Below are 14,113 nucleotides of genomic sequence, written 5' to 3'. Positions count from 1 at the left end.
CGGACCGGCTGAACGGCCACGGCTTCCCAATTCGATGCCGTGCCTATACATCAAGGTCTGCGCGATAACAAGTGCCGCACGGAAGACTCATGGGCAATCCCTTTCCTCCGTGTTTGGCGAAAGGGGTCAAGTGTCGTCAAGAGAAAACCAGGCGCCTGCGCGCAAGTCCATCCGCCCGCTCGCCACGCTCCTTCCCTATCTCGCCCGCTATCGCCATCTGGTCATCGGAGCCGGCATTTCGCTGATCCTGGCGGCGGTGACGACGCTCGCGCTGCCGCTCGCCGTCCGGCGCATGGTCGACAACGGCTTCGCCAGTCCCGATAGCGGCTTCATCAACACGTACTTCTCAATGCTGATGATGCTCGCCATCGTGCTCGCGCTGGCGAGTGCGGCACGCTACTACTTCGTCATCACACTCGGCGAACGCATCGTCGCCGATTTGAGGCGCAACGTCTTCGATCGCGTCACCCGCCTTTCCGCCTCCTTCTTCGACGTCAACCAGTCCGGCGAGATCGTCTCGCGGTTGACCGCCGACACGACCCAGGTGAAATCCGCGGTCGGTGCCACCGCCTCGGTCGCGTTGCGCAACCTGATCCTGTGTCTCGGGGCCATCGGCATGATGGTCTATACCAGCCCCAAGCTGTCGAGCCTGGTGCTGATCGCGATCCCGATCATCGTCTTCCCGCTCGTCGGCTTCGGCCGCTCCGTCCGTCGCCGCTCGCGCCAGGCGCAGGATACGCTCGCCACCGCATCGGCCTATGCCGGCGAGGCGATTGCCGCATCGCGCACCGTCCAGGCCTTCAATGGCGAGGCGCTCGCCAACAACCACTTCGGAGCCGCCGTCGAGGAGGCCTATGGCGCGGCGCGGTCAGCGATCAAGGCGCGCTCGGTGCTCACCGCTTTTGCCATCACCATGGTGTTCGGCAGCGTCGTCGCCGTGCTCTGGTTCGGCGCCCACGACGTACTGTCAGGCAATCTCTCGGCCGGCACGCTCAGCCAGTTCCTGCTCTATTCGGTCTTTGCCGCCGGCAGCCTCGGCTCTCTTTCCGAGGTCTGGGGCGAACTCTCGCAGGCGGCCGGCGCCGCCGAGCGGCTGAACGAACTCCTGACCGAAATTCCCGAGATCCAGGCATCGGAAAATCCGGCCGCCATGCCTGTCCCGGCAACCGGCGCCATCGCCTTCGACGACGTTCACTTCGCCTACCCGTCGCGCCCCGACTACAAGAGCCTCAACGGCCTCAGCTTCAACATCGCGCCCGGCGAGACCGTTGCGATCGTCGGACCGTCCGGTGCCGGCAAGAGCACCGTCTTCTCGATGCTGCTTCGCTTCTACGATCCCGCCAAGGGCGCGGTCAGCGTCGACGGTGTCGACATTCGCACCGTCGATCCGAAGGATCTGCGCGAGCGCATCGCGATCGTGCCGCAGGATGTGACGATCTTCGCCTCGTCCGTGCACGACAACATCGCCTTCGGCATGCCGGATGCCAGCCGCGAGGCCGTGCGTGCCGCCGCCGTCGCCGCGCAGGCGGACGAGTTCATCAACAGGCTCGACAAGGGTTACGACACCTATGTCGGCGAACGCGGCGTCACGCTTTCCGGTGGCCAGCGCCAGCGCATCGCGATTGCCCGCGCCATCCTCAAGAACGCACCGGTGCTGCTTCTCGACGAGGCGACCTCGGCTCTCGACGCCGAGAGCGAGACGCTGGTCCAGAAGGCGCTCGACAGCCTGCTGCACGAGCGCACGACGATCATCATCGCCCATCGGCTGGCGACCGTGCTGAAGGCCGATCGTATCCTGGTGGTGGACCATGGCCGCATCGTCGAGGAAGGAACGCACGCCTCCCTCATCCGCCATGGCGGGCTCTACGCAAAGCTTGCGCGCCTGCAGTTCAACCATGGCGCAGAGGCCCTGTTCGTCAACGCGCAGAGCTAAACGCACCGCACGGCGCGAAAAGCGCCCCCCGATTTGCCGTAAAGCGGTTGCCGATGGAATACCGAGCCCTATTGTTATGGGGCCCGGCCGAGGAGGCCGGCATCGCTTTCTGCTGAATTGATCGGGAGGACTATCGCATGGCATTTTCGCACCTGACCCGGCGCGCAACTCTGGCGCTGGGCGTGATGGCGCTGACGGCACTGCCCTTTGGCTCGTCGGCACTGGCCCAGGGCTTTCCCGAGCGGCCGATAACGCTCGTCGTTCCCTTTGCCGCCGGCGGCTCCACCGACGTGGTTGCTCGCATCGTCGCGCAGAAAATGTCCGAGGACCTCGGCGAGCAGGTGATCGTCCAGAACGTTGCCGGCGCCGGCGGCAATCTCGGCGCAGACAATGTCGCCCGTGCCGATCCGGACGGCTACACGATCCTGATGGGCACGGTCGCAACCCATGCCCTCAACCCGCTGATCCTCAAGACCAAGCCCTATGATCCCGAGAAGGATTTCGCGCCGGTCTCGCTGCTCGTGGTCGTGCCCAACGTGCTGGTCGTCAACCCGGAACTGCCGGCGAAAAGCGTTGCGGAGCTGCTGGCGCTTTTGAAGGCCAAGCCCGACGAATATAGCTACGCGTCATCCGGCAACGGCACGCCGCTGCATCTCTCCGGCGAGCTCTTCAAGAAGATGGCCGGTGTGAGCATGCAGCATATCCCCTACAAGGGCGCAGGCCCGGCACTGAACGACGTCATCGGCAACCAGGTGCCGATCATGTTCGACAACCTCCCCTCCTCCTCCAGCCACATCAAGGCGGGGACGCTCAGGGCTCTTGCCGTAACCACGGCGGAACGCGCGCCCTCCTTCCCCGATGTACCGACGGTCGCCGAGGCCGGCATTCCGGGCTACGAGACCTACACCTGGAATGCGCTCTTTGCCCCCGCCAACACACCTCAGCCGGTCGTCGCCCGCCTCAACGAGGCGGCCAACAAGGCGCTGAAGGACCCCGCCGTCATCGAGCGCATGAAGGAATTCAGCGCCACGATCGTCGGCTCGACGCCGGAAGAACTGGGAGCCCATGTGAAGGCCGAGCTGGCGAAGTGGACGCCTGTCGTGCGCGACGCCAACGTGCAGATGGATTGATCCCGCTCGGCTGACCCGGCCGGCGAGCCCGCCCCTCATCCGGCTGCCGCCACCTTCTCCCCGCACACGGGGAGAAGGGACTCGCGGCAACGCCGCATTTGCTGGCCAGCTTCAACTGGTATCGGCCGCCTTCTGGGCACGTCCCCTCTCCCCGCCTGCCGGGAGAGGGCTAGGGTGAGGGGCAGCTTACCAATACGCGGCCAGCAGCCGTCACACCCCGGCAGCCCCCCGCCCCGCGGCCCGGCCTGAAAAAATACAGCCCCCGAGGAACGTGCCTTCGAGCGCGTTGTAGCCATGCATGCCGCCGCCGCCGAAACCGGCGACCTCGCCGGCGGCAAAGAGACCGGGCACCGGCTCGCCGGATTGCTCCAGCACCTGGCCTGACAGATTGGTTTGAAGCCCGCCAAGCGTCTTGCGTGTGAGGATATGCAGGCGGACGGCGATCAGCGGTCCGGCCTTGGGGTCGAGCAGCCGGTGCGGCTTTGCGGTGCGCAGCAGCCGGTCGCCGCGATAGGCGCGCGCCCCGCGGATCGCCGTCACTTGCGCATCCTTGGAGAACGGGTTGGTAATCTCGCGATCGCGCGCCTCTATCTGCTGGCGCAGGTGCTCCAGCGACAGCCGGTTCTCGCCGGTCAGCGCATTCATCGCCGGCACGAGATCTTCGAGCCGGTCGCGCAGGATGAAGTCCTCGCCCCGGTCCATGAAGGCCTGGACCGGCCCCGGCGGGTTCTTGCCGAGCCGCTTCAGGAGAAGCGCGATGCTCTTGCCGGTGAGATCGGGATTCTGCTCGGAGCCGGAAAGCGCGAACTCTTTCTTGATGATCGCCCGCGTCAGCACGAACCAGCTGTAGTCATGGCCGCTGTCGCGGATCGCCTGCAACGTGCCGAGCGTGTCGAAGCCGGGCATGGCCGGGGCGGGAAAACGGTTGCCGTCCGCGTCGCACCAGAAGGACGAAGGACCCGGCAGGATGCGGATGCCGTGGTCCGGCCAGATCGGATCGAAGTTCTTCAGGCCCTCCGTGTAGTGCCACATGCGGTCCGCGTTGATGACCGCACCGCGCGCCCGGCTGGCGATCTCCAGCATGCGCCCGTCGACATGGTGCGGCACGCCCGCGACCATCGTCGCCGGCGGCTGGCCGAGCCGCTTGCGCGGCCAGTTGCGGCGTACCAGATCGTGGTTGCCGCCGATGCCGCCTGACGTGACGACGATCGCGTCCGCCGAAATCTCGAAATCGCCGACCACGTCGCGGGAACTGCGCTCGCCGCGCCCGACCGGATCCTCCTTCAGGAGCACACCGCGCGCACCCGCCACCCGGCCGTCGGTGGTCACGAGTTCGTCCACCCGGTGGCGGAACCGGAACCGTACGAGACCACGGCTCTCCGCCTCCCGCGTCAGGCGGATGAACGGTTCGAGCACCGCCGGGCCGGTACCCCAGGTGACGTGGAAGCGCGGCACCGAATTGCCGTGGCCGTGGGCGAGCCCGCCGCCACGCTCGGCCCAGCCGACGACCGGGAACCAGCGCATGCCGAGCGCATGCAGCCACCGGCGCTTTTCGCCCGCCGCAAAGTCGATATAGGCTTCCGCCCAAAGCCGCGGCCAGTGATCTTCGGGGCGATCGAACTGCGACGATCCCATCCAGTCCTGGCGGGCCAGCTCGTGGGTGTCACGGATGCCCATGCGTCGCTGTTCGGGGCTGTCGACGAAGAACAGGCCACCGAGCGACCAGAATGCCTGTCCGCCGAGATTCTGCTCCCCTTCCTGGTCGAGTATGATGACCCTGCGACCGAGTGCTGCCGCCTCCGCCGCGGCGACGAGGCCGGCAAGCCCTGCGCCGATAATCAATACGTCGCAATCCATGAAATGCTCTCCCCTCGCATCCCATCCGGTACCTGCGCCATGACATGCAAAGGTTGCCGCGCCATCTGAATGGCTGCAGCAACTGTTACGCGTACGTCAAGGTCAATTCAAGGACGGACTACAGCGCCGCGCGTCTTATCAGACGCGCAAAGGTCGCTGTAGAACTTTGAATTGCTGCATGTTTTTGTCTTTTAATCGGCTACGATCAAAGGAAACATGCAGTAGCATCGCCGGCGAGTGCCCGGAATCGGAGGCTTACTTCTCGGTCAACTTGAGCTCGATACGGCGGTTCTGCGCCCGCGCTTCCGGGCTCTCCCCCGGCGCGATCGGCTGATACTCGCCGAAGCCGGCCGCGACCAGCCGGTCCGCCGGCACGCCCCTGGAGATGAGGAACTTGACCACGGAGGTCGCGCGCGCTGACGAAAGCTCCCAGTTGTCGGCAAAGCGCCCCGCGCCGGAAAGCTGCACGTTGTCGGTGTGGCCGTCGACACGCAGGACCCAGTTGATCTCGGCGGGGATCTCCTTGGCAAGATCGAGCAATGCCGTGGCGAGCTTGCCCATCTCCGCCTGCCCTTCGGGGTTGAGGTCGTTGCCGCCGGAGGGAAACAGCACTTCCGATTGGAAGACGAAACGGTCGCCGACGATGCGGATGTTCTCGCGATCGGAGAGGATTTCCCGGAGGCGTCCGAAGAAGTCGGAGCGGTAGCGGTTGAGTTCCTGCACCCGCTGGGCAAGCGCCACGTTGAGGCGCCGGCCGAGATCGGCGATCTTGGTCTGCGACTGCTGGTCCTTGGCCTCCGATGCCTGCAGCGCCACCTCGATGGCGGCGATCTGGCTGCGCAGCGCGGCAATCTGCTGGTTCAGCAGTTCGATCTGGCTCATCGCCCGGGCGCTGATCTCGCGCTCGGTCTCAAGTTCGGAGCCGAGGCGGCCGATCTTCTGATTGGCAGCGTCGGTGCTGCCGCTCCCCTGATCTAGCAGGGCTTGCAGCCGCGACCGTTCACCTTCCGAGCTGGCAAGCGACGCCTGGAGGTTGGCGAGCGAATCCTCGAGATCCTGCTTGCCGCTCTTCTCCAGCGCCAGAAGCTGAGTGAGTTCGTTGATCTGGCTGTTCAGCCGGGTCAGCACCTCGTCCTTGCCGCTGATTTCACGGCTGAGCAGAAACTGTGCCAGGACGAAGACGGTGAGCAGGAACATGATCGACAGGAGCAGCGTCGACAGAGCGTCGACGAAGCCCGGCCAATAATCGATCGTGCGCTGAGAGCGGCCTTTTCGCGCGAGCGCCATGGATCACTCCCCTCCGGTCTCGTCCATGCGCGCGATCTTGGCCGGCATCGGCGACTTGTCCCCATGCGGCAGGGAGCGGTCGGAAGCGGCGACCCGCGACGCCAGCTTGTCGAGCGTCTTGCGCATCGCCTTGGCCTCGTCCTGTTGCGCCTCGATCCAGTCCCTGAGCATCTGCTGTTCGCCGCGCATGTTCTTGACCAGGCCCTGGATGCCTTCGGCAAGGCTCGCCATCGCCGCGGTCGTGCGCTGGTTGGCGCCGCCCTCGTGGTTGAGGCGCACGAGCTGGTCGGTCAGTCTCTTCAGCTCCTCGACCGGAGCGCCGGCGGGCAGGTCGAGTGTCGGCGAAAGCTCCGAGCCGACATCGGTCACGGAGGAAAGCCAGTTTTCAAGCTCGGTATAGAAACGGTTCTGCGCACGGCCGGCCTGCAGATCGAGAAAGCCGAGGATCAGCGAACCCGAAAGGCCGAACAGCGACGTCGAAAACGCCGTGCCCATGCCGGTGAGCGGCGCCGACAGGCCATTCTTCAGCGCCGAAAGAATGTCTTCCGTCGTTCCCGACCCGGCATCCAGCGACTGGATGACCGTATTGATCGAGCCGATCGTTCCCAAAAGCCCCCAGAAGGTGCCGAGCAGGCCGAGAAACACCAGAAGCCCGGTCAGGTAGCGGGAAATGTCGCGCGATTCGTCGAGGCGGGTGGCGATGGAATCGAGGATCGAACGCAGCGCCGTGGTCGAGATCGCCGTCTGGCGACCGCCGATCAAGGCCCGCATCGGAGCCAGCAGCACGGGATCGCGCCCGACCTTGTCGGCGCTGCCGGCGGCCCGGAACGAGTTGAACCAGCGCACCTCGGGGCGCAAGCCCAGCACGTGGTTGAAGACGAGCAGAATGCCGATCAGGAGAACGCCGAGGATGAGGCCGTTGAGGCCCGGATTGGCGAGAAAGGCATTGTGGGCCTGGCGAAAGAGGATCGCACCCACGAAGCCGACGATGATCAGGAAGACCACCATCGTCCAGAAATAGTGCATGGGGCTCGAAAGCTTGTGCGGGTTGTAGCCGTCTTCCATGCCTTCCCGACCGTTCCATCCGGACAGATGCAGTTTCGTCATGGGTATGAGTATCTCCCGCTTTGCTTGACGGAACGGCGCCGCGCCGGCCCGGAGCCTACCGCATAATTCCTGAAACCGAAATCGATTCAAGGGCCAATTTCTGCATGCGGCCGGGATGGCGCCGCGGCCTGCAGGTCGCCAGTTAGGCACAGGCCTGTGGCGGTGTCGTGTTGGTCCGGCCCGGCCCGGACCAAAAACAAAGCCTCCGATGCGCAATGCGCATCGGAGGCTTCGAAACAAATGGGATGCGGCTTACTTCGTCGGCACCGGACGATGAACGACTTCCGTCAGCGCCTTGACGATGTACTCGTTGCCGCAGATGACCGAACCGTCATCGACCGGACGGGCGCCACCGTTGATATCGTGCGTCCAGCCACCGGCTTCGCGGATGAGAAGCACGCCGGCAGCGATGTCCCAGGCGGCAAGGTCGCGCTCCCAGTAGCCGTCGAAACGGCCGGCCGCCACGTAGGCGAGATCGAGCGAGGCCGAGCCCATACGGCGGATGCCCGCGACTTCGCCCATCACGTGGCGCAGCTCGATCAGGTACTTGCCGTGGTTGCCGCGGCCGAGATGCGGGGTGCCGGTGGCGATCACCGCGTCGGAAAGATGCTTGCGCGCGGCGACGCGCAGGCGGCGGTCGTTGAGGAAGGCGCCACCACCGCGCTCGGCGGTGTAGAGTTCATCGGTCGCGGGGTTGAAGACGACGGCGCCGACGATCTCACCCTGGCGTTCCAGTGCGATCGAAACGGCGAAATGCGGAATGCCGTGCAGGAAGTTGGTGGTGCCGTCGAGCGGATCGACGATCCAGCGATGCGCGCCGTCGGTGCCGACGATCTCTTCGCCTTCCTCGCCGAGGAAGCCATAGGTCGGGCGGGCCTTCAGGAGTTCTTCGCGGATGAGCTTTTCGGCCTTGCGGTCGGCCTGCGAAACGTAGTCGCCCGGTCCCTTGAGCGAGACCTGCAGGTTCTGGACTTCGCCGAAATCGCGGGCCAACAACTTGCCGGCCTTGAAGGCGGCCTGAACCATGACATTGAGAAGAGCTGAACGGGCCATCTGGCGATCCCTTGATAACGAAGGCCGATCGAACGCTTCGATCGGACGTTGAACCTGCTTGACGGAACATGGCGGCATTGCCGGCCCTTCCGCGATTCCCTCGATCGGAAACGATCCAAGGACGCAGGGCAAGCTGCAGATTGAGCTCCGTCGTCAAAAAACCGAGTGAATTCTCACTCCGCTCGCCGTCGCCGCCAAGATATCGCGGCACCACGAGCAAAAACCGCGGCCTCAGAACCACAAATGGCCCGCAAGTTCAAGCGAAATAGCATTTTTGCCGAACGGCCGCGGCGGATTCCGTTCCGATCGGAGCCGTTCAGCTCCGGCGGTATTTGTTGGCGGCGCTCAGCGCCTGCTTCTGCTGCTCTTCGTTGAGACCGAGATAGAAGTCCTCGAGCGCGTCGTCCTTGAGACCGGCGCGGCGCGACAGCACATACCATTTCGCCGCCTCGACCGGGTTGGGCCTGGTGCCGATTGCGTTGACATAGAGGTGCGAGAGCCGGTTCTGCGCAACCACGTTGCCACCCTCGGCGGCCCGCCGCATCCAGCCGAAGCCGTCCTCCAGGTTCCGATCGCCGGCAATGCCTTCGACCATCCAGATGGCGATGTCGAGCTGGGCCGTGTCAAACCCTGCCCGGGCCGCACGGATCAGCCATTCGCGCGCCCGCGCCCGCTTGCTCTCCTCGATGCCGTCGACATTGATCAGGATCTGCGACAGCGCATATTGCGCGTCCGCTATGCCCTGTTCAGCCGATTTCTCATAGTAGGGCATCGCCAGCTTCAACCCCTTCGGCCCGGGATTGTCGGCGACGAGCGTCTGGCCGTAATTGAACTGCGCCGAACCGTTGCCGAGATCGGCTGCCTTCTTCATCAGCTCTTCGGATTTCTTCCGGTCACGCTTGGCGTAGCGCCCCTCCATCAGGATCAGCGCATATTTGAACATCGCCGCCGGATCGCCTTTTTCAGCCGCCTGGCCATACCAGAAGGCGGCCTGCTGGGGATTGCGCACGACGCCGAGCCCCTGCTGCAGGATTTCGGCGATCAGCGTCTGTGCCGCCGGGTCGCCAAGCTGCGCCCGCGGCAGCGCCAGATCCATCGCCGTCAGATAGTAGCCGCGCTGGAACGCGCCATAGGCCTCGTCGACCTTGCCGGCGAAGGGCTTTTCCGCCGGCAGCGCCGGCAGTTCGGCCCCCATCCGGTCGAACACCCCGACACCGGCCGATGGCGCCGCGCCGTCGGCCGGCTTCTTTAAGCCCGACTTGTCGCCAGTCTCGGGCTTTGCCTCTTCGGGCATCGCCGCGCCGTTAAAGGGCGTAATGCGGCCGCGCTTCTCGACGCCGGCATCGTTGCTCGCGGCCGGCTGCTCCTGCGCATGCGCCGGCAGCGCCAGGGCAACGGCCACGGCAATAAGGGAAAGGCCTCGGCTCAATCTGGAAGACGGACGGTTCAACATCGAAACGTCTTAATCTTCAAACCGTGGCGCTTTTTCGTCAAGAAGGGCGTTGACCGCAGCCACGACCGAAGGCGCCTGCCCGACCTCGCCGAAGACGGCAAGTCGAAGCGCCACGAACTCGGCACCGGTCTCCGCCACCGCAAGCGCGGATTGCGGATCGGTGCCGCCCATGACGATGCAGGGGATCTCGATCATCGACGCCCACCATTCGGCAAGTGCCAGGTTCTTCGAATGCGCCTCCGGCTTGATGTCGCCATCGGTCTTGCCGAAGAACACATAGTCCGGGCGCACTTCGCCGATTTCGAGCGCATGGTGACGGTCGGCCGCATTGCCGCCGCCGACGATCAGCTTCGGTGTGTGCTTCTCGACTGCCTCGCCAAGCACTTCGGCATTGCCGGCAATGTGCAGGCCGTCAGCCTTGGCGCGCCCCGCAACGCGGGAGTCGCCCGCGATCAGCGCCGCGGCACCGGCTTCCTGGATGACCGGAACGAGACGCTCGGCGTGTTTCTGGAACTCGGTGTCGTCGAGTCCGTATTGCGGCACGATCACCGAGGCGACGTCGCCGCCCTTCAGCGCGTCGGCGAGCACCTTGGCACGTTCCGCCGCATCGGGCATGTCGGGCGCGATCAGCACCAGGCGGCAGCGTTCTGTTGTCATTGCTCTGATATCCATTTCCGGCTGCGTCCGCCCGAAGGCGAAACCAGCGCTCGATTTCACTTGGGAAAACCGATAGACGGAGACTGCAAAAGGATCAACCGCCCCCCATGCTTCCCGATCTCGACTTCTACCTTATCGCCATCCCGGCCGTTCTGCTTGTCGGCCTCAGCAAGGGCGGCATGGGGGAAGCGCTCTCGCTGATGGGTGTGCCGATCCTGTCGATGGCGGTCTCGCCGGTCCAGGCCGCCGCTCTGCTGCTTCCGATCCTGATTGCGATGGACATCGTGTCGCTCTGGATGTGGCGCAAGCATGGCGACCGCAAGACTCTTCTCATGCTGCTGCCCGGCGCCATCGCCGGCATCCTCATCGGCTGGGCAACCTCGGCCTATGTCTCGCGGGACCTGCTTCGCCTGATCATCGGCCTGATCACCGTGCTCTTCGTGCTTCGCTACGTCTACAATGTCTGGCGCATGCGCCTTGGCGCAACCATCGCACCAAAGAAGCAGCGGGCCGGGCCGGCAGCGCTTTGGGGCTCGTTCGCCGGCTACGGCAGCTTCGTGGCGCACGCCGGCGGCCCGCCCTTCCAGATCTACGCGCTGCCGCTGCAACTCGACCCGCGCGAATATACCGGCACGATCGTGCGCTTCTTCGCGATCCTGAATGCGGTGAAGCTCATTCCCTACTTCGCCCTCGGGCAACTGGATCTGAGCAACCTGAAAATCTCGGCGACGCTCTTTCCGCTGGCGATCGTCGCAACGGTCTGCGGGGCCTTTATCGTTCGCCGCATGAAGCCGCAAATTTTCTACCCCTTCATGTATACCATGGCCTTCATCGCGGGCTCGAAATTGCTGTGGGACGGTATCGTCGGCCTGGTCGCAGCCGGCTGAGCCGTCGCTCAAGTATTACGGAAATATTGCAAAGCAAAATTAGCATTTCGCATCGCACAAAATTCTTGCTGCCTTGCAAGATTTCGCCTAACGTCCGCCCATGACGATCGCGGACCCTTTCGATGCCATTGCGGACCCGAACCGGCGCCACCTGCTGGAGGAACTGCGGCGCGCGCCGAAAACCGTGAACCAGCTGGCCGAGGGGCTGCCGATCAGCCGCCCGGCCGTATCGCAGCACCTGAAGGCCTTGCTGGACTGCAATCTGGTCTCGGTATCGGCGAGCGGCACCCGGCGGATCTACGCGATCAACCGGCCGGGGTTCGACCGTCTCAATCTGTGGCTCGACCAGTTCTGGTCCTGAGCTTGCCAGCCGCGAAGGCCGCTCCGGAAACAAACAGACCGGGCGTCAAGCCCGGTCCAGAATTCCGTATATTCCACTGTGGGGGATTGGTTCTAAACCTTGTTGCGCCTACTCAGAGGGGAGATGGCGCCTCCCGATGGTCCTGGGAAATACCGTTGATAATCAGTGAGTCGAGGAGCGAAGCCTTTCGATTTCGTCCTTGATGCGCAGCTTCCTTCGCTTGATATCGGTAATCAGTTCGTCTTCCACGGACGGCTGATTCATTGCTACGTGGAGCTCCTGCTCCAGGGCGCCATGTTTTTTCTCAAGCGTTGCAAGATGAGCCTCAACAGTCATTTGGCAGTCCCTTCCTTTTGCTTGCATCCGGCACGCAAATGCCGGATGTTTCATGGTTGTAACCTTACTACTGTGCCACGCCATTTTTCATTTGTCGAAGGCGAAATGATGACGACGGATAACTTCCCGTTACCGCCCAAGATGTGATAGAGCGGCGCATGAAATTCCGGTTCGAGGAGGACTTCGCAACCGGGCTGATGGGGATCGCTTTGCATGCCGGACCAGGACCAGGCCGAACTCAGATTGACCGCCGCGCGGCTGAGGCAGGAACATGAAGACTATGACGCTGCCATCAACGCCATGATCGAGACCGGCTGCGACGCGCTGAGAGTCCAGCGCATGAAGAAGAAGAAGCTGGCGATCAAGGACAAGATCAGCAAGATCGAAGACCAGATCATTCCCGATATCATTGCCTGAACGCGGAACAGGACAGACGTGATCGACACCACGACCCCACCCGTCGCCATCATCATGGGAAGCCAGTCGGACTGGGAGACGATGAAGAACGCCGCCGATACGCTCGACGCGCTCGACATTCCCTACGAGGCGCGCATCGTTTCGGCCCATCGCACGCCCGATCGGCTGGTCAGCTTCGCCAAGGGCGCCCGCGACGAGGGCTTCAAGGTGATCATCGCCGGCGCCGGAGGTGCGGCACACCTGCCCGGCATGTGCGCCGCGATGACGCCGCTGCCGGTCTTCGGCGTTCCCGTGCAATCCAAGGCATTGTCCGGTCAGGACAGCCTGCTGTCGATCGTCCAGATGCCGGCCGGCATCCCGGTCGGGACGCTCGCGATCGGCCGCGCTGGCGCCGTCAACGCCGCGCTTCTTGCTGCAGCCGTCCTTGCGCTCGGCGACGACGACCTCGCCGACCGGCTCGACGACTGGCGCGAACAGCAGACAATTGCCGTTGCCGAGTATCCGGTGGACGAGCAATGACCACCATCGGCATTATCGGCGGCGGCCAGCTCGGCCGCATGCTGGCGATGGCAGCCGCCCGACTGAACTTCAGCATCGTCATCCTGGAGCCGCAGGTCGACTGTCCGGCAGCCCAGGTCGCGAACGAGCAGATCGTCGCTGCCTATGACGACGAAATCGCGCTCGGCAAGCTTGCTGAAGTCAGCGACATCATCACCTACGAGTTCGAGAATGTTCCGGTCGCGGCCGCCGACCGGCTGGCTGCGAAACGCCCGGTCTTTCCGCCGCCGAAAGCCCTGGAAGTCGCCCAGGACCGCCTCGTCGAGAAGCGTTTCATCAACGGTTGCGGCATTGCGACGGCGCGTTTCCATGCCGTCGACAGCCAGGCCGACCTCGAGGCGGCGCTTGCCGATTTCGGCGGGACCGGCGTGCTCAAGACCCGCCGCCTCGGCTATGACGGCAAGGGGCAGCGCGTCTTCCGCTCGGCTGCGGACAGCCCGGCCGGCGCCTTCGCAGCGCTCGGCGGCGTGCCGCTGATCCTTGAAAGCTTCGTGCCCTTCGAGCGCGAGATCTCGATCATCGCCGCCCGCTCGACCGACGGCGCCGTTGCCTGTTTCGACCCGGCAGAAAACGTGCACCGCAACGGCATCCTGCACACCTCGACGGTTCCCGCAAAGATCGGTGCTGCGACCGGCGAAGCGGCACGCGTCGCCGCCAAGGCGATCCTCGATGCGCTCGGCTATGTCGGCGTTATCGGCGTCGAGTTCTTCGTGCTCGCCGACGGCAGCCTGATCGTCAACGAGATGGCGCCGCGCGTGCACAATTCCGGCCATTGGACGGAAGCGGCCTGCGTCGTCTCGCAGTTCGAGCAGCATATGCGCGCCGTCGCCGGACTGCCGCTCGGCAATCCGCGCCGGCATTCGGACTGCGTGATGCAGAACCTGATCGGAGACGACCTCAACGCGGTCCCCGCATGGCTCGCCGAGGACGATGTGCTGGTGCACCTCTACGGCAAGACCGAGGCCCGCGCCGGCCGCAAGATGGGCCACGTCACCCGGCTCGTCCGCGGCTGAAGACCATAGAAATGCGGGGCAAGACGCCAAAATGGGGCGTCTTGTGGTTGACACAACAGGGGTG

Annotated in this window: 14 protein-coding genes; 7 read left to right on the top strand and 7 right to left on the bottom strand. The window is 64.4% G+C overall.

Translation table 11 applies throughout. The features are described 5' to 3' along the window. Nucleotides 1–130: 130 nt before the first annotated feature. Together XB14_RS01035 and XB14_RS01030 are read left to right on the top strand one after the other, a co-directional pair. Nucleotides 131–1,933: an ABC transporter transmembrane domain-containing protein gene (locus tag XB14_RS01035; protein WP_143348171.1), complete on the top strand. Its 1,803-nt coding sequence runs from the start codon at nucleotides 131–133 to the stop codon at nucleotides 1,931–1,933. Between the two features lie 137 nt (nucleotides 1,934–2,070). Continuing rightward, complete coding sequence (locus XB14_RS01030) at nucleotides 2,071–3,063, top strand: Bug family tripartite tricarboxylate transporter substrate binding protein (RefSeq protein WP_077959768.1); 993 nt, start codon at nucleotides 2,071–2,073, stop codon at nucleotides 3,061–3,063. Between the two features lie 210 nt (nucleotides 3,064–3,273). On the opposite strand, the gene XB14_RS01025 is transcribed toward XB14_RS01030, so the two are convergent. The 6 genes from XB14_RS01025 to XB14_RS01000 form a co-directional block, all read right to left on the bottom strand. Further along, nucleotides 3,274–4,920 carry an FAD-binding dehydrogenase gene (locus XB14_RS01025; protein ID WP_077959767.1) on the bottom strand — a complete coding sequence of 549 codons (1,647 nt, stop codon included), beginning with the start codon at nucleotides 4,918–4,920 and terminating at the stop codon, nucleotides 3,274–3,276. 255 nt (nucleotides 4,921–5,175) lie between these two features. After that, nucleotides 5,176–6,207: a peptidoglycan -binding protein gene (locus tag XB14_RS01020; protein ID WP_077959766.1), complete on the bottom strand. Its 1,032-nt coding sequence runs from the start codon at nucleotides 6,205–6,207 to the stop codon at nucleotides 5,176–5,178. Between the two features lie 3 nt (nucleotides 6,208–6,210). Further along, nucleotides 6,211–7,314 carry a MotA/TolQ/ExbB proton channel family protein gene (locus tag XB14_RS01015; RefSeq protein WP_077959765.1) on the bottom strand — a complete coding sequence of 368 codons (1,104 nt, stop codon included), beginning with the start codon at nucleotides 7,312–7,314 and terminating at the stop codon, nucleotides 6,211–6,213. 252 nt (nucleotides 7,315–7,566) lie between these two features. Next, entirely contained in the window at nucleotides 7,567–8,367 is an 801-nt protein-coding gene (locus XB14_RS01010) for an inositol monophosphatase family protein (RefSeq protein ID WP_077959892.1), read from the bottom strand. A 316-nt stretch (nucleotides 8,368–8,683) separates the two neighbouring features. Continuing rightward, a complete protein-coding gene (locus XB14_RS01005) occupies nucleotides 8,684–9,820 on the bottom strand; it encodes a tetratricopeptide repeat protein (RefSeq protein WP_077959764.1) in 1,137 nt (378 codons plus the stop codon). A gap of 9 nt (nucleotides 9,821–9,829) precedes the next feature. Then, nucleotides 9,830–10,477, bottom strand: coding sequence for a thiamine phosphate synthase (locus XB14_RS01000; RefSeq protein ID WP_077959763.1), 648 nt, complete (start codon nucleotides 10,475–10,477; stop codon nucleotides 9,830–9,832). A 107-nt stretch (nucleotides 10,478–10,584) separates the two neighbouring features. Here XB14_RS01000 and XB14_RS00995 point away from each other — a divergent pair, with 107 nt between their 5' ends. Both XB14_RS00995 and XB14_RS00990 read left to right on the top strand, forming a co-directional pair. After that, complete coding sequence (locus XB14_RS00995; protein ID WP_077959762.1) at nucleotides 10,585–11,364, top strand: sulfite exporter TauE/SafE family protein; 780 nt, start codon at nucleotides 10,585–10,587, stop codon at nucleotides 11,362–11,364. Nucleotides 11,365–11,464: 100 nt separating this feature from the next. Next, entirely contained in the window at nucleotides 11,465–11,725 is a 261-nt protein-coding gene (locus XB14_RS00990) for an ArsR/SmtB family transcription factor (protein WP_077959761.1), read from the top strand. Nucleotides 11,726–11,887: 162 nt separating this feature from the next. Here the strand turns inward: XB14_RS00990 and XB14_RS00985 are convergent, their stop codons facing one another. After that, nucleotides 11,888–12,061, bottom strand: coding sequence for a YdcH family protein (locus tag XB14_RS00985; protein WP_034806123.1), 174 nt, complete (start codon nucleotides 12,059–12,061; stop codon nucleotides 11,888–11,890). Nucleotides 12,062–12,274: 213 nt separating this feature from the next. Here XB14_RS00985 and XB14_RS00980 point away from each other — a divergent pair, with 213 nt between their 5' ends. From XB14_RS00980 to XB14_RS00970, 3 genes are read left to right on the top strand one after another with little or no spacing between them, the layout of a single operon-like run. Continuing rightward, nucleotides 12,275–12,478 (top strand): YdcH family protein, encoded by a 204-nt coding sequence (locus XB14_RS00980; RefSeq protein ID WP_034806122.1) that lies wholly within the window; start codon nucleotides 12,275–12,277, stop codon nucleotides 12,476–12,478. 54 nt (nucleotides 12,479–12,532) lie between these two features. Further along, nucleotides 12,533–12,997 carry a 5-(carboxyamino)imidazole ribonucleotide mutase gene (purE, locus tag XB14_RS00975; RefSeq protein ID WP_077959891.1) on the top strand — a complete coding sequence of 155 codons (465 nt, stop codon included), beginning with the start codon at nucleotides 12,533–12,535 and terminating at the stop codon, nucleotides 12,995–12,997. Then, nucleotides 12,994–14,049 carry a 5-(carboxyamino)imidazole ribonucleotide synthase gene (locus XB14_RS00970; RefSeq protein WP_077959760.1) on the top strand — a complete coding sequence of 352 codons (1,056 nt, stop codon included), beginning with the start codon at nucleotides 12,994–12,996 and terminating at the stop codon, nucleotides 14,047–14,049. The genes purE and XB14_RS00970 overlap by 4 nt, the downstream gene beginning before the upstream one ends. The last annotated feature ends 64 nt before the right edge of the window (nucleotides 14,050–14,113 follow it).

It is taken from the genome of Ensifer adhaerens (assembly GCF_002007205.1).
Lineage (GTDB): Bacteria > Pseudomonadota > Alphaproteobacteria > Rhizobiales > Rhizobiaceae > Ensifer > Ensifer adhaerens_D.
Note: the sequence above shows the minus strand (reverse complement) of the source record. Positions and strands in the feature narration are given on the sequence as shown.